This is a genomic window from Pseudomonas sp. Choline-02u-1, from assembly GCF_002836515.1.
Classification (GTDB): domain Bacteria; phylum Pseudomonadota; class Gammaproteobacteria; order Pseudomonadales; family Pseudomonadaceae; genus Aquipseudomonas.
This window is the reverse complement of record NZ_PJBC01000065.1, coordinates 542,286-557,387: the sequence shown is the minus strand read 5'-3', so window position 1 is coordinate 557,387 and position 15,102 is coordinate 542,286. Positions and strand designations below refer to the sequence as shown.

Annotated in this window: 15 protein-coding genes; 5 read left to right on the top strand and 10 right to left on the bottom strand. The window is 60.2% G+C overall.

Annotation, left to right across the window (positions count from 1 at the left end; translation table 11 throughout):
• The first annotated feature begins 9 nt into the window (after positions 1–9).
• The 3 genes from CXF97_RS24210 (at position 10) to CXF97_RS24200 (ending at position 2,419) form a co-directional block, all read left to right on the top strand.
• Positions 10–768 (top strand): lysozyme inhibitor LprI family protein, encoded by a 759-nt coding sequence (locus CXF97_RS24210; protein ID WP_101161663.1) that lies wholly within the window; start codon positions 10–12, stop codon positions 766–768.
• A 61-nt stretch (positions 769–829) separates the two neighbouring features.
• On the top strand, positions 830–1,918 hold the full coding sequence (locus CXF97_RS24205; protein WP_101161661.1) for a M48 family metallopeptidase: 1,089 nt from the start codon (positions 830–832) through the stop codon (positions 1,916–1,918).
• A gap of 72 nt (positions 1,919–1,990) precedes the next feature.
• Complete coding sequence (locus CXF97_RS24200; protein ID WP_256589911.1) at positions 1,991–2,419, top strand: hypothetical protein; 429 nt, start codon at positions 1,991–1,993, stop codon at positions 2,417–2,419.
• Positions 2,420–2,476: 57 nt separating this feature from the next.
• Here CXF97_RS24200 and CXF97_RS24195 read toward each other — a convergent pair whose 3' ends face one another.
• Positions 2,477–2,839, bottom strand: a complete 363-nt coding sequence (locus CXF97_RS24195; RefSeq protein ID WP_101161657.1) for a DUF6124 family protein — start codon at positions 2,837–2,839, stop codon at positions 2,477–2,479.
• A gap of 433 nt (positions 2,840–3,272) precedes the next feature.
• On the opposite strand from CXF97_RS24195, the gene CXF97_RS24190 reads away from it, so the two are divergent.
• The gene (locus CXF97_RS24190; RefSeq protein WP_016985803.1) at positions 3,273–3,656 is read left to right on the top strand and encodes a helicase; all 384 of its coding nucleotides are present in this window, start codon (positions 3,273–3,275) and stop codon (positions 3,654–3,656) included.
• Positions 3,657–3,745: 89 nt separating this feature from the next.
• On the opposite strand, the gene CXF97_RS24185 is transcribed toward CXF97_RS24190, so the two are convergent.
• From CXF97_RS24185 to exbB, 6 genes are all read right to left on the bottom strand, one after another.
• A complete protein-coding gene (locus CXF97_RS24185; RefSeq protein WP_101161655.1) occupies positions 3,746–5,146 on the bottom strand; it encodes an aminoacyl-tRNA deacylase and HDOD domain-containing protein in 1,401 nt (466 codons plus the stop codon).
• A 79-nt stretch (positions 5,147–5,225) separates the two neighbouring features.
• Positions 5,226–7,301 carry an ATP-dependent DNA helicase RecG gene (recG, locus tag CXF97_RS24180; protein WP_101161653.1) on the bottom strand — a complete coding sequence of 692 codons (2,076 nt, stop codon included), beginning with the start codon at positions 7,299–7,301 and terminating at the stop codon, positions 5,226–5,228.
• A gap of 9 nt (positions 7,302–7,310) precedes the next feature.
• Positions 7,311–8,240 (bottom strand): hydrogen peroxide-inducible genes activator, encoded by a 930-nt coding sequence (locus CXF97_RS24175; protein WP_101161651.1) that lies wholly within the window; start codon positions 8,238–8,240, stop codon positions 7,311–7,313.
• Between the two features lie 215 nt (positions 8,241–8,455).
• Positions 8,456–9,202 carry an energy transducer TonB gene (locus tag CXF97_RS24170; protein WP_101161650.1) on the bottom strand — a complete coding sequence of 249 codons (747 nt, stop codon included), beginning with the start codon at positions 9,200–9,202 and terminating at the stop codon, positions 8,456–8,458.
• Positions 9,199–9,627 (bottom strand): TonB system transport protein ExbD, encoded by a 429-nt coding sequence (exbD, locus tag CXF97_RS24165; protein ID WP_101161648.1) that lies wholly within the window; start codon positions 9,625–9,627, stop codon positions 9,199–9,201. Before exbD ends, CXF97_RS24170 begins: the two co-directional genes overlap by 4 nt.
• 6 nt (positions 9,628–9,633) lie before the next feature.
• The gene (gene exbB, locus CXF97_RS24160; RefSeq protein WP_101161646.1) at positions 9,634–10,587 is read right to left on the bottom strand and encodes a tonB-system energizer ExbB; all 954 of its coding nucleotides are present in this window, start codon (positions 10,585–10,587) and stop codon (positions 9,634–9,636) included.
• Positions 10,588–10,775: 188 nt separating this feature from the next.
• On the opposite strand from exbB, the gene CXF97_RS24155 reads away from it, so the two are divergent.
• Entirely contained in the window at positions 10,776–11,633 is an 858-nt protein-coding gene (locus tag CXF97_RS24155) for an SDR family oxidoreductase (protein WP_101161644.1), read from the top strand.
• Positions 11,634–11,774: 141 nt separating this feature from the next.
• On the opposite strand, the gene CXF97_RS24150 is transcribed toward CXF97_RS24155, so the two are convergent.
• The 3 genes from CXF97_RS24150 to spoT all read right to left on the bottom strand — a co-directional run bounded on the left by CXF97_RS24150 (position 11,775) and on the right by spoT (position 15,091).
• Entirely contained in the window at positions 11,775–12,515 is a 741-nt protein-coding gene (locus CXF97_RS24150) for a hypothetical protein (protein ID WP_101161642.1), read from the bottom strand.
• Positions 12,516–12,580: 65 nt separating this feature from the next.
• Positions 12,581–12,961 (bottom strand): RidA family protein, encoded by a 381-nt coding sequence (locus CXF97_RS24145; RefSeq protein ID WP_003229509.1) that lies wholly within the window; start codon positions 12,959–12,961, stop codon positions 12,581–12,583.
• A gap of 24 nt (positions 12,962–12,985) precedes the next feature.
• A complete protein-coding gene (spoT, locus tag CXF97_RS24140) occupies positions 12,986–15,091 on the bottom strand; it encodes a bifunctional GTP diphosphokinase/guanosine-3',5'-bis pyrophosphate 3'-pyrophosphohydrolase (protein ID WP_007920338.1) in 2,106 nt (701 codons plus the stop codon).
• Positions 15,092–15,102 lie beyond the last annotated feature (11 nt).

The following is a 15,102-nucleotide window of genomic DNA, read 5'->3' as shown; positions in this document are numbered from 1 at the left end:
AAATTGAACATGCTTGTGCGTTTTATCGCGTTGTCCTTTGGATGCCTGTTTGCCTCTTTTGCAATGGCCGAAGACGACTGCAAAGAAATCACCGTGAGCGCCCAGGTCGATCGGTGTGTGGAGGCGGCCCGCAAGGAAGCCGACACGCAACTCAATGCCAGCTACAAGAAACTGTTGGGACGGTTTGAGTCTCAACAGCGGCGCGACCCTGAGCAGGGTAAGGCGCTGGTCGCCATGGCCAGAGAATCCCAGCGCGCCTGGATCAAGCTACGCGACACCACGTGCCCGCTTGAAGCCACGGAAATCGAGCCTGGGGTGGCAGCGCATGTCACGACGATCAACAACTGCATGGCAAGACTGAGTCTGGAGCGTGCGGCTTACCTGGACACAATCGTCGCTGATGAGCCGGGTAATGTGGTCGATCTGAACAAGGTGTACCTTTCCGGCTCCCAGCGCTTTGGCGATGTCGTGGCACGTTATGTCAGCACCTTTGGCAGCCCATGCCTGACGGTCCAGATATTGGCGCCCAACGGCGGTTGGAGGGCGCTGTCCTCCAAGCGGTTTTGCAGTTTCGAGGGCAAGGCTTTTTGGACGGACTATGCCGATGCCGGGTTTGAGGATCATGTGTTTGCCGAGGATGGGTTGCACGTGACGCTCAGTTTGACTGAGCTTCGTGGGCTCGGAGAAAAGCGCCTTGCCTGTGTGATTCCGATCAACAACGAGCAAATCAAAGAGCTGAAGTGCGGCGCGCCTGAACCCGGTGCCTAATTGGACGAGCTCTATTGGGGCGTATTTGGACATCATTTGATTGAATCAAGGATTGAAGAAAGTGAAACGCGTATTGCAGAGCGTTCTCTGCGCTCTAACTTGTTGTGTCGCTGTACCGGGTTCTCCCGCGCTTGCTGCGCCCCAAGTCCTGAAGGAAATCTCGGCTAGCTTGCTGGGTGATGCATCACGGCAAAAGGTGTTTGTGCTGGCGGGTGATGCGGACGACGTTTCTAACCGATTGTTGATTGCGCCGGTACAGACACGTGACGAGGACATCTTGCTCGATACGTCGAAGGCGCTGCCTCTGATCAAGAGTCAGTACTCGTCTGCGCTTCAGGGTGTATTCAGCGTCCATGTACTTAAAGGTCGCCCCGGCGTCATGACTGTCATTGATCCGCAGGTTGAGGAAGCTGTGGTCAAGCAGCCGTTCGTTGAGGCAGGGGATTACATCGCGCTGGTAACCAGCGAGGAAGATAACGCGGTTTACAACTTCAACCTGTTGTTCGCCTTCAATAGAAGTTCAAGGCAGTTTGAGCTGAAAGCTCTGCTGGAAGTGGCGAACAACGACTCCTGTGACCGGTCGCTTGTCAGCGTAGTGCAGTTGCCGGTGCAGACATTGGGCACAATCACTCTGGCCTCTTTCGATGGACGTGAGGCGCTGCAGAAACTGCAGGTTGCTCGTACTGGCAGGATTGAGGGCGTTAGAAAGAAATTGATGACCGTCAATTCGGCTGATTTGCTGGATATGGCGCTGGCAGCCTACCGAAAGGGTGATGACTCTTCCTTCAAGGATACGATGAGCTACGCGTTGATGGGCGGTGGCTCGCATGACACTTGTCCCCCGGATAGCTATATCGTCGCAAAGTACTACTACCCGCAGCGTCCCGGCTGGTCCAACGACCTCGGTTTTCTGCTCGGCGAGGCGGGTTACTACGCTGAGTCGATTGAGTTGCTCAACGCAGTGATTGCTGACCACCCAAACAGGACGGTTGCTTACCTGAATCTCGCTGACAGTTATTGGGCCGTGAACGATAAAGAGCGGGCGGTGGCGGCGTACAAGCAATACGCATCGCGAATGTCTGAAGCGGGAAAAGCTTCGAAAATCCCGGCGAGGGTGGGTGAGCGCAGTGCTGGAGTCTCCAAGAAATGATCCGGCCCTATTCCCGTAAAGTTCGCACAAATGCACTTTCAATTGCCCATAAGTCGCTAAGGAATGATCGGTTTGAAATCGTCGTTTGCGTTTATTTCTGCGCTTCTTCTAATACCGCTGACTGCCCTAGGTGAGGTTACCACCGAGGTTTCCTGCTTCCGTTCGTTGGAAGGCAAGAACATCAATTTCGAGTTTCGATCCTATTACGACACCGTCTCACGGTGGAGCGGAGCAGGGGTCAAGTACACGAAGTCCCGAAAGGTCATTCCCCTTGTCTATCGGAGTGTCGAAGAGGAAGTCATGGCAGAGGGGCGGCCTTCTCAGTTCACGACAACTTGGGTAGAAGTGTCCGAAGACTCGCTGACAGGCGAATATGAAATGGTCAGCCAGGGTGCTCGAATTTACGGGATGACTTACACGAACTACAAATCCGGAAAGAAGTATTCATTTGAACAAGACATCACCATGGATGCATCTCCAGAGACAGGCTGTCGGTGGTAAGACAGGGATCATCGAGAAAGGGGACTCAACGCCCCCACTTTTCTTCCGCGAATCTCGCTAAGATTTGGCAGCCAGGTTCCGCACTTCAATCTGGTCGAGCGTCCCTTCCACCATCAATCGCACCCCGTCCGCCATTCTGCTCAGGGCCAGTGCAACTGAGCGGCGGGAGCCATCTATGTCGTCCGCAAGATCCGCAGCGATGATGCTGATGGATAGCAGGTCTTCCGAGGCGTTGGCCAGGAGGGCTTCGGCGTCGATGTCCGGGTTCAGGCTGAACAAGCCTTCGCGGCGTGGGACCGGTGGATGGCCGGGGTTGCCCAAATGGTGATCGAGGACGCGCTCGGCGGCTTCATGTAGTTTTCTTGAATCGAAGGATTCGTAGGGGGAGGTGTCCTCGGTGTCGGTAGTTGAATTGGTCATCGGTGTAAATCCCTTGGAGTAAGAAGAAATTGCTCCCGAATTCGGACTTGCACATCCGGTCACCGAATACCCGATGACGCAGAAAGCCTATCGGTGATCTTCAAGCTCGCCTAGTTCATGGACAGCCCCGCACTTTGCAGGAAATTTCCCATAGATTCGCGGGCCGGAAGATCAAAAGATCGCAGGCTTCGCCAGCTCCTACAGGGATGTGTTTCAACAGGTTAGGAAAGGTGAGTGGTGAGACGCGGAGCGTCTCGGGATGCATTCCCACGCGGAGCGGGGGAACGATCAGTGGGCGAGCGCTTAATCGTGACTTGGCGGTCATCGTGCGGGAAATGGTCTGCATCCTCTTCCAATGGAGTCAGATACTGGCGTTATCATCCGAATCCCTTACACTGCCTCGGCCGTTCATTTTTCTTTTGAGGCTGTGCGCATGAAATTTCGTTTTCTTCTGTGGATGATGGGTTTGTTGATGGGTAAGGCCAGCCGGACAAATCCTGCGTTCCAGCAGCAGTTGGGTGACAAGGATCTGGTGTTTCAGCTGCAGACGCTGGACGGGAAAGTGGCGCGGCATTTCGTGGTCAAGGATCAGCGCATCACCAGCAAGTCTGGCGTGGTGGCGGAGCCGGCGTTTGCGATTGCGTTTAAGGATGCCGGTTATGGCTTTGCGACGATGCAGGCAAAGAACAAGCAATTGGCGTTTATGCAGGGCATTCAGGACAAGTCGATCCAGCTCAAGGGTAATCCGGCGCTGGTAATGTGGTTTCAGGGGTTGATGAAGTACTTGGTGCCGAGGAAGGCTAAGCCTAAGGCTTGAGGTGGTCAGTTAGACCGAGTTGGATTCTTCGCGAGCAGGCTCGCTCCCACAGGGATTTGTGTAAATCCTGGGGGAGCGGGCCTGTTTTTTTATGCCTGGCTGAACTGCGAGGCCAGTTCGCGCAACAGGACTTCGGCTTCCAGGACTTTGCTGACGACGTCATTGGCTTTGTCGCGTGTCAGGCCGACACGCTCAAGCAGGGCGTCGGGAATGTCTTCATCCGGGCCGGAGCCAATCCCGCGACCGCGCAACAGGCGCACGGCCAGGCAGACGAGGTTCGGGTATTCGGCGTAGGCGCCGTCGTAGCTTGGGTCGTGCTGGAAGCGCAGGGCGGTGGCCAGCTCGTCGGGCATGTCCCAGTAGCGCATCAGCCACGAGCCGATCTGTTCGCGGCTGATGCCCAGCAAGTGTTGCTCGATGTAGCTGTGGCACAGGTGCGGGTTGACCTCCAGGTGGCGGCAGATCAGCGAGAAGTGCGGCGGGAACACGTGGGCCAGCAGCAGGTAACCGAAGTTGTGCAGCAGACCGGCCAGATAGGTCAGGCCGGCTTCCGGGCGCTGGGCGCGTGGCATGGCGCGGGTCAGGCCTTCGATGACGGCGGCGGTGTAGATCGATTGCTGCCAGTACGGTGTGGTGTGTTGCGGGTGGTCTTTCGGCAGGCTCAGGGTCTTGCCGAGGGCCAGGCCCAGCGCAAGGTTGATCACCAGATCGAAGCCGAGTACGCGGACGATCGCGTCTTCCACCGAACGAATCTTGCCCGGCGAGGCGTAGTACGGCGACGCCGCCCAGCTTACTACTTGCGCAGCCAGCGCCGGGTCGGTTTCAACCACGCCGGTGATGTCGTCGATGGTGGCGTTGGGGTCGACGCGCAGTTTGATGATTTTTTGCGCGGTTTCGGCCAGCGGTGGAATTTCGATGGTCGCTTCCAGCCGCTGCTGGATGCGCCGCGCGGTGAACGCTTGCACGGCCTGGGTGATTTCCTCGCGGTCATCGTCCGGGCGGTCGAGATTCGGGCGGATGCTGCTCAGGGCTTCGCCGAAGTTGGCGGCGCTGGCTTTGGTCAGCATGGTCTTGAAGTCTTCGCTGCTGATTTCCAGCAGCAGTCCCGGCTCGCCGGAGTTGATCAGCAGCTTCGGCTCGCGCAGCAGGCTTTCTTCGTAGAGGCACGGCGAACTGGTCAGCGCCGGCAGCCCCGGCAGCAGGCTCAGGTTGTGTTTGCCGAGCATCTTTTCCAGGCGTTCGGTGGAGACGGCGGTCAGGCGCCGGCCGGTGAGTTCGGCAAGGCGATTGAGATCCAGCAACTGGCTCTGTGGAAACAGCACCATCAACGCGCCAACGGCATCGTCGAGCAACACGGCCTGGACCTTGCGCGAAGCATTGAGGCCGTGATGATCGAGCACTTCTTCGTAGGCGATACCCAGCTTGCCGAGCAACAGCCGAATCACAGACGGTGCGTGCGGGAGTTCGGGAGCGAGAGCTGCGTCAGTCATGGTCTGTATCCGTTTTTGAAACAATGGCAGGAGTATAACCAGCTTGTTCGCAAGGTTCTGTCAGAAACTGCGACCGTGCTCACACTTGGCCGTATTGCTGCCCATGCCGCAGCCAGCGGTCGAGCAACGGGCTGACGTGGGTCGGCCAGCGTTCCAGCAGGGCTTGCGCAGCGTCGCGCACAGCGGGCAACAGATCGGCGTCGCGCATCAGATCGGCAACCTTGAATTGCAGCAGGCCGGTCTGGCGGGTGCCGAGCATTTCGCCGGGGCCGCGCAGTTCGAGGTCTTTCTCGGCGATGACGAAACCGTCGTTGGTCTCGCGCATGATGCCCAAACGCTGACGGCCGATTTGCGACAGCGGCGGATGGTAAAGCAGCACGCAATGACTGGCCGCGCTGCCACGACCGACGCGGCCGCGCAATTGGTGCAGTTGCGCGAGGCCGAGGCGTTCGGGGTTTTCGATGATCATCAGGCTGGCGTTGGGCACGTCGACGCCGACTTCGATCACCGTGGTGGCGACCAGCAGTTGCAGGTTGCCGGCCTTGAATTCGGCCATGACCGCAGCTTTCTCGACCGGCTTCATCCGCCCGTGAATCAGCCCGACTTTCAATTCGCCGAGGGCGGCGGTGAGGTCTTCGAAAGTGGTTTCGGCGGCCTGGCAGGTCAGCTCTTCGGATTCTTCAATCAGCGTGCACACCCAATACGCTTGTCGACCCTCGGCACAAGCGCCGCGCACGCGTTCGATGACTTCAACGCGACGGGTGTCGGTGACCAGCACGGTGTTGACCGGCGTGCGCCCGGGCGGCAATTCATCGAGGATCGAGGTGTCGAGGTCGGCGTAGGCGCTCATCGCCAGCGTCCGAGGAATCGGTGTGGCGGTCATGATCAGTTGATGTGGGCACATGCACCCGCCAACGCCTTTCTGTCGCAGAGCCAGACGCTGCTGCACGCCGAAGCGGTGCTGTTCATCGATGATCACCAGCGCGAGGTTCTTGAACTGCACTTCGTCCTGGAACAGCGCGTGAGTGCCGACCACCATCGGCGTGCCGCTGGCGATCTGCTCCAGCGCGGCGACGCGGTTTTTGCCCTTGAGCTTGCCGGCCAGCCATGCGACGTCGATCCCCAGCGGTTCGAGCCAGCGCTTGAAGGTGATGAAGTGCTGTTCGGCGAGGATCTCGGTCGGCGCCATCAGTGCGACCTGATAACCGGCCTCTAGCGCTTGTAGGGCGGCGAGGGCGGCGACCACGGTTTTACCCGCGCCGACGTCGCCCTGAATCAGCCGCAGCATCGGTTCGTGCTGGCTGAGGTCGTAGGCGATTTCGTTGCCGACACGCTGTTGCGCGCCGGTCGGGTTGAAGCCGAGATTTTTCAGGTATTTCGGCGGCAGCCTGGTGGCTTTCGGCATGGCTGGCGCGCGCAAGGATCGCATGCTTTCGCGCAGACGCTGTTGCGACAGTTGATGGGTGAGCAACTCTTCGAACGCCAGACGATGCTGCGCCCAGTGATGGCCGAGGGCGAGTTCGTCGACATCGGCATCGGCGGGTGGGTTGTGCAGATAGCGGATCGCATCGGCCAGCGGCGCCAATTGATAGTCGCGGGCCAACTCGGTCGGCAGCCAGTCGGGCAGCGTGCTCGGCTTGAGCAGCGTCAGGGTCTGCATGCACAACTGGCGCAAGCGCTGCTGGGTCAGGCCTTCGGTGAGCGGGTAGACCGGTGTCAGGGTTTCGTCTACGGGCGGCGGTTCGTCGCCGGTGATCGCGCGGTATTCTGGGTGATAGATTTCCAGACCCGACGCGCCGGGCCGCGCTTCGCCGTAGCAGCGCACCCGCGTGCCGCGTTTGAGACCCTCTTTCTGCGCGTTGCTGAAGTGATAGAAGCGCAGACTCAGACCGCCGGTACCGTCCTGCAAGCGCACGACCAGACTGCGCCGACGGCCCATGACCACGTCGGCACCGCTGACGGTGCCTTCGACCACGGCGTCCTGCCCCGGCCGCAATGCGCCGATCGGCACCACGCGGGTGCGATCCTGATAGCGCAGCGGCAGGTGGAACAGCACGTCCTGCAAATTCTCGAGGCCGACCTTGGCCAGCTTCTCGGCCATGGCCTCGCCGACACCCTTGAGTGCCGTCACCGACACTTGCGACAGCTCCGTCATGACGCTCGCTTAACCGGCCGAAACCGGCGCGGCAGGCTTGGCCACCGAGCACAGGCGAATGGAGTCGGCGAGGATCTCGATGGCTTTCGGCCGTGGGAAGCTCGCACGCCAGGCGATCGCCACGGTGCGGAATGGCACCGGTGCGGTCAGTGGGCGTACTTCGATCACGCCGGGGGCATAGTGATGGCTGTCTACCGCGGACAGCGGCAGGATCGAGATGCCCAGGCCGGACGCGACCATGTGCCGAATGGTTTCCAGCGAGCTGGATTCCACCGTGGTGTGCTTGGCGCCGTCGTTGCCCTTGGTCAGGGTCGGGCAGGCTTCGAGCACCTGATCGCGGAAGCAGTGGCCTTCACCGAGCAGCAGCAGGCTCTTGTCGTTGAGCAGGCCGGCGTCGATGGACTCTTTCTTGGTCCACGGGTGCTGCGCCGGCATCAGGACGTAGAACGGCTCGTCATACAGCGGCAGGGTCAGCACGTCGGCTTCGTTGAACGGCAGGGCGATGATGATTGCATCGAGTTCGCCGTTGCGCAGTTTGTCGCGCAGCACGTGGGTGAAGTTTTCTTCGATGTACAACGGCATCTGCGGGGCGACCCGGTGCAGTTGTGGAATCAGATGCGGGAACAGGTACGGGCCAACGGTGTAGATGGCGCCGACTTTCAGCGGCGCGGTCAGCTGATTCTTGCCGGCCTGAGCCAGTTCGCGAATGCCTTGGGCCTGTTCCAGGACTTTCTGCGCCTGAGCGACGATGCCTTCGCCGACCGGGGTCAGGCGCACGGCGCTTTTGCTGCGCTCGAAAATCAGCACACCGAGTTCGTCTTCAAGTTTTTTCACGCCCACCGACAGCGTCGGCTGACTGACGTGGCAACGCTCGGCGGCGTGGCCGAAATGCTGCTCTTGGGCGAGGGTAACGATGTAGCGTAATTCTGTGAGGGTCATAGCAAGCGTCCATGAAGTTGCGCGCCAAGCATACCGGCTGCAATCGATAGACGCACGTTATCAGACTGAGGGCTGAGTGCGACACCGGGCGATGTGGGTTTGCCGCTCGTGAATAAGGAGAAAAGCAAAAGATCGCAGCCTTCGGCAGCTCCTACATTTGGAAATGCGATTCCCTGTAGGAGCTGCCGAAGGCTGCGATCTTTGGATCTTGCTCTTTAGCGCCGACGTTCGAGGGAATAAACAAACGGCGCAACAATTTCGATCGAGCCGTTGTTCAGCATGTCCGCCGGCGGCTTGGGCAGCGGTTGGGCACGGCGGATCATGTCCAGGGTGGCCCGGTCCAGATCAGCGTTGCCGGAGCGGCCCACCAGTTCGAACGACAACACATTGCCTTCGCCATCAACCACGAAACGCAGACGATTCAAGCCTTCCTTGCCCCGTGCCTGTGCGCTTTGCGGGTATTTCTTGTACTTCTGCAAATGCGCGAGCAGGGTGCCTTGCCAGCTGGCCTTGGCCGCCAGTTGCGCTGGCGATGGGCCCGGTGCCGGCTGGGCGGATTTCTCCGTCGGTGCCTGGGTCGGCTGAGTGTCGGCCGGTTTTTCCTCGGAAAGTTTCTCTTTCGGCGGATCAGGCAGCTTCTTCTCGATCGGCTTCGGCGGTTTAGGCTTTGGCTTCGGCTTGGGTTTCGGCACCGCGATTTCCGCTTTTGGTGCTTCAGCCAGTTTCGGAATCGGCAACTCTTCCACCGGAGCCGGTGGCTGCGGCGGTGTGACGACTTTCGGCGGTGCCGGCGGTGGCGGGGCAGGTAACGGGGCCAGCTCGACCATCATTGCCTGCGGCGGCAATTCGATGGGCGGGCGGGCAGTCCAGTTCAGCGCCAGCGCGATGGCCAGCGCATGCACGCCCAGCACCACGGCCAGGCTACCGCTGTAACGCGTCAGCTTATGGCGCGTCGTGATCATTTCTTGGCTGCCGTCTCGAGACCTACCAGACCGACCTTCAGGTAACCGGCGGCGCGCAGGCTGTCCATCACGCTCATCAGGTCACCGTAGTCCACGCCTTTGTCAGCCTGGAAGAAGATGGTGGTGTCTTTCTTGCCCTGAGTCTTGGCGTCGAGGGTGGCGCCGAGTGCTTCGGCTTTCACTTCGTCGTCACCGAGAAACAGGCGCTGGTCAGCTTTCACGCTGAGGAACACCGGTTTCTCAGGCCGCGGCGCCGGTTTGGCGGTCGAAGCGGGCAGGTCCACCTTGATGTCCACGGTGGCCAACGGCGCGGCAACCATGAAGATGATCAACAGCACCAGCATCACGTCGATGAACGGCGTGACGTTGATTTCGTGGTTCTCGGCCAGATCGTCGTCTGCGCCTTCTTTCAAATGCAGGCCCATGGCCGATTACCCCACTTTAACCATGTGCGGCTGCGAGCTGCGCTCAGGCTGGTGGTCAAGGTCGCGGCTGACCAGCAGCAGCACTTCTGCCGATGCGTCGGAAACCTGCGCCTTGTAACCGGCGATGGAACGAGCGAACACGTTGTAGATCACCACCGCAGGAATCGCGGCAACCAGGCCCAGTGCGGTGGCCAGCAGCGCTTCAGCGATACCCGGCGCGACGACGGCAAGGTTGGTGGTCTGGGTTTTGGCGATGCCGATGAAGGAATTCATGATGCCCCACACGGTACCGAACAGACCTACGAACGGCGCGGTTGAACCGATGGTGGCAAGGACGCCGGTGCCGCTGCTCATGTTGCGACCGCAGGCAGCTACCAGACGCTCGAGGCGGAAGCTGACGCGTTCCTTGATGCCTTCCTTCTCGCGGCTGTTGACCGACAGGCGCATCTCTTCGAGCGCATCATGCACCAGCACGTTGGCGAGTGTGCCTTCCTTGCCGGCCGTGGCGCTGGCTTCTTTGAGGGTGGTGGCTTTTTTCAGTGCGGCAATTTCGCCTCGCAGACGACGCTTGGCGCCCATCAGCTCGAAGCCTTTGGCGATCCAGATGGTCCAGGTGATGATCGACGCGATGGCCAGACCGATCATCACGATTTTCACGACGATGTCGGCGTTCTGATACATGCCCCATGGCGACAGGTCATGGGCCATGCCCAGGGTGTTGTCGGCTTCGAGGACTTCAGGCGCTTCGGCCGCATCGACAGCCTGCACCGGATCGGTGGCGGCGGGTGCAGCCGGAGCGGCAACGGGTGCGCTCTGTTCGGTGGCGGTTGGGGTTGCTGGCGCTTGAGCGTCGGCGAAGGCGGCGGTCGGTGCCAGCATCAGGCTGAGCAACAGAGCCGCGACAGCGCTCCAGGCGCGAGGTCGAATGGTTGGCGAAGCGGGAGTTTGATTACGTGTCATGCTGGCCGGACCTGAGATAGAAAAACGTTGTTGCTCTTCCAGGCCTCGTGAGGCCGAGAACAAAAGTGGCCTGCATTATTGCAAGTAATTCTTGTTAACAAAAGTAATAGAGTAACTTTTTTTCCTTCATTGCTAGCCGTTCGTCCTTTGCCGGAGCTAGTCTGTGCCTTTCCGATAGGAGTTTTTTGATGTCCGCGCCTTCTGTTTTGATTGCCGGCTGTGGTGATGTCGGCAGTCGTCTGGCCACGCAATTACTGGTCGCTGGCTGGCAAGTCCATGGCCTGCGCCGGGACGTTTCCAAGCTGCCGGAGGGTGTCATCGGCGTCGCCGGCGACTTGTTCAACGAAGAATGTCCCGCTACCTGGCCGGTGGGGGCTGTGGATTATCTGGTGTATTGCGCTGCGGCCACCGACCACGATGAAGAGGGTTATCGCAAAGCCTACGTACAAGGCTTGCAAAATGTCCTGAGCTGGCTGGATGACTACGGGCAAGCGCCTGAGCGAGTGATCTTCGTATCCAGCAGCAGCGTGTATGGCCAGCAGGACGGGGCATGGGTCGATGAGACTTGCGAGACTGTCGCGACCGGTTATTCAGGTCGCTTGATGCTCGAAGCCGAGCAGGTTGCGCTCAACAGCGGCATCCCGGCGAGCGTGCTGCGCCTGACCGGCATTTATGGCCCCGGCCGCGAGTGGCTGCTGACTCAGGTACGTCGCGGCTACCGCGTCGCCGTCGAGCCGCCGCTGTATGGCAATCGTATTCACGCCGACGACGCGGCGGGTCTGCTGGCGTTTCTGCTGGAGAAAGACCGCGAGGGCGCGAAGTTGGAACAGTTCTACATTGGTGTAGACGATGCGCCAGCGCCGTTGGCCGAAGTGGTGGGCTGGCTGCGCAAATATCTGGGTGTGACTGAATGGGCGGAAGACGCCAGCGTGCGCCGTACCGGCAGCAAGCGTTGCAGCAATGCGCGGGCGAAAGCGTTGGGCTGGGTGCCGACTTATCCGACCTACCGCGAAGGCTACGCGGCGATTCTTGAGGGTCGCTGCTGACCTCCAGACTTCACAAAACAGCTGTGGGAGCGAGCTTGCTCGCGAAGAGGGCTTAACATTCAACATCTACGTTGGCTGTTTTACCGCGTTCGCGAGCAAACTCGCTCCCACATTGGATTTGCTGCAATCCCCGAGGCGGGGTCACTGCTTCTCCAGCAACCACTTGCGCTCACCCGCGGCGAACTGCGGTTGCTCATCCGCCAGCGCAGCGTTAACTGCCTGCAGAATCTCCAGCTCTTTGCCCTTGCGCACGAAGATCCAGTTATTGCCCTGACCATTGAGCTGCAGCCACATGCTGTCGTTGCCGTTGCTCATCGACGCGCAATCGCCAGCCAGGCACAAAGCATAACGATCAACGCCCGGCAGGCCTGTCACCTGGCCATCGGCTTGAAACTGCACGGTGCCGCCTTCGCCCTGACCGCTGGCGATGGTCCAGTTGCCGCCCAGATACGCCGAATACAGCGCGCGCTCGAAGCTCGCACCGATCGGCGCGCCTTCAGGCACCGGGATCTGTGCGCGATCGAAGATTTGTTCGGGTTCGTTATCGCTGGCGGCTTGCTGCAGGCGTCCGCCGTCGCGTTTCAGTTCGCTGGCGGAGCTGCCATAAAAGTCGACTTTCCAGGCGCCGGACTGTTCGCCGAGCAGCCGCCCTTCGACGTTCTCGAAACCGTTGGTGTAGCGGGCCTGACTGGCCTTGGTGTTGACGTCCCATTCCAGATTCGGGCCATAGGCCTGAAGCGCTTCGCGCAGGGGGCCGCCCTTGGCGGCGGCATCGATCGCCACCTGGTTGATCCAGGTGCCGCTGATGTCACGGTCGGCAGGGTCGCTGGCGCAGCCGCCGAGAAACAGGGCGAGCAGTGAGAGAGCTAGCGCTTTGCGCATGGTGGAATCCTTTCAAAACCTTTTCTTGCGGCAGTCGGCGCGGCGTGAAGGCTGCGCCGTGCGCTTCACTCGATGACCAGAATGGCATCCATTTCAACCTGCGAACCCTTTGGCAGGGCCGCCACGCCGATTGCGGCGCGGGCCGGGTATGGCTGATCGAAGTACTTGCCCATGATCTCGTTGACCTTGGCGAAGTGGCTCAGGTCGGTGAGGAAGATGTTCAGTTTGACGATGTCCTTGAACGAACCGCCGGCGGCTTCGGCGACGGCTTTGAGGTTCTCGAAGACCTGGACGGTCTGGGCTTCGAAGCCTTCGACCAGTTCCATGGTTTTCGGATCCAGCGGGATCTGGCCCGACATGTAAACGGTATTGCCTGCCTTGATCGCCTGGGAGTAAGTACCGATGGCGGCCGGGGCCTTGTCGCTGGTGATGACGGTTTTGGTCATGTAGGACTCCTTGTAATGGGCAGGTTATGCACGCATGCGGGTGATACGGATCACCCCGGTCAAGGCGCGCAGCTTCTTGATCACACGGGCCAGGTGCACGCGGTCGTGGACGCTGACCACCAGTTGCACGACGCTGATGCGACCATCGCGTTCGTCCATGCTGATTTTCTCGATGTTGCCGTCGGCCGCGTTGACGCTGCTGGCCAGCAGGGCGATCAGGCCGCGCTGGTGTTCCAGTTCGACGCGCAGCTCGACGTTGAATTCGCCGGTGACATCCTTGGCCCACGAGAGCTGGATGCACTTTTCCGGGTTGTGCCGGATTTCGCTGATGTTGCGGCAGTTGTCCAGGTGCACGACCATGCCTTTGCCCGCCGACAGGTGGCCGACAATCGGGTCGCCAGGGATCGGCGTGCAGCACTTGGCGTAGCTGAGCACCAGACCTTCGGTGCCGCGAATCGCCAGCGGGCCTTCCGGGCTTGGCAGTTGCTCGCCTTCGCCGAGCAGGCGACGGGCGACCACGTAGGCCATGCGGTTGCCCAGGCCGATGTCTTCGAGCAAGTCTTCGATCAATTCGAGGCGGTACTCGGTGAGCATCGCCTTGACGCGTTCGGCCGGGATTTTCTCCAGCGAACTGTCGAAACCGTTGAGAACCTTGTTCAGCAAACGTTCGCCGAGACTGATGGACTCGGAGCGGCGCTGCAGTTTCAGCGCGTGACGAATGTGCGTGCGCGCCTTGCCGGTAACAACGAAGTTGAGCCATGCCGGGTTTGGCCGGGCGCCGGGTGCGCTGACGATCTCGACCGTGGAGCCGCTCTGCAGCGGTTCGGACAGCGGTGCGAGACGACGATTGATGCGGCAGGCGATGCAACTGTTGCCAACGTCGGTGTGGACTGCGTAGGCGAAGTCGACTGCAGTGGAGCCTTTCGGCAGCTCCATGATCCGGCCTTTGGGCGTGAACACATAGACCTCGTCCGGGAACAGGTCGATCTTCACGCTTTCGATGAATTCCAGCGAGTTGCCGGCGCGTTGCTGCATTTCCAGCACGCCTTTGACCCACTGGCGGGCGCGGGCATGTGTGCCTTTCGGCTGCTCATCGCCGCTGGACTTGTACAGCCAATGCGCGGCGATGCCGTTGTTGGCCATCTCTTCCATTTCGCGGGTGCGGATCTGGATCTCGATCGGTACACCGTGCATGCCGAACAGCGTGGTGTGCAGCGACTGATAGCCGTTGGCCTTGGGGATCGCGATGTAATCCTTGAAGCGCCCGGGCAACGGTTTGTACAAATTATGCACAGCACCCAGTACGCGGTAGCAGGTGTCGACCTTGTCTACGATGATCCGGAACGCGTAGACGTCCATGATCTCATTGAACGCCCGACGCTTGCCGCGCATCTTTTTGTAGATGCCGTAGAGGTGTTTCTGCCGACCGCTGACTTCACCCTGGATGCCGTCGATGGCGAGGCAATGGCCGAGGGATTCTTCGATCTTGTTGACGATTTCCTTGCGATTGCCCCGGGCGCGCTTGACCGCCTGATAGATCCGCGCGGAACGCATCGGGTGCATCGCCTTGAAACCGAGGTCTTCGAATTCTATGCGGATCGCATGCATGCCCAGCCGGTTGGCGATGGGGGCGTAGATCTCGAGGGTTTCCTTGGCGATGCGCCGGCGTTTTTCACCGGACAGCACTTCCAGCGTGCGCATGTTGTGCAGACGGTCGGCGAGCTTGACCAGGATCACGCGGATGTCGCGTGCCATGGCCATGGCCATTTTCTGGAAGTTTTCGGCTTGGGCTTCGGCTTTGGTTTCGAAGTTCATCTGGGTCAGTTTGCTGACCCCGTCGACCAGTTCGGCCACGGTTTCGCCGAACTGCGCTTGCAGCGCTTCTTTGGCGATACCGGTGTCTTCGATCACGTCATGCAGCATCGCGGCCATCAGGCTCTGATGGTCCATGTGCATGTCGGCAAGAATATTTGCCACGGCAAGAGGATGCGTGACGTACGCCTCGCCGCTGCGACGGCGCTGACCGTCATGGGCTTGTTCGGCGTAGAAATACGCTCGGCGGACCAGGTTGACCTGGTCGTTGCCGAGGTAGGTCGATAAGCGATCGGCGAGGGCGTCTATGCTCGGCATGATGAATCCTG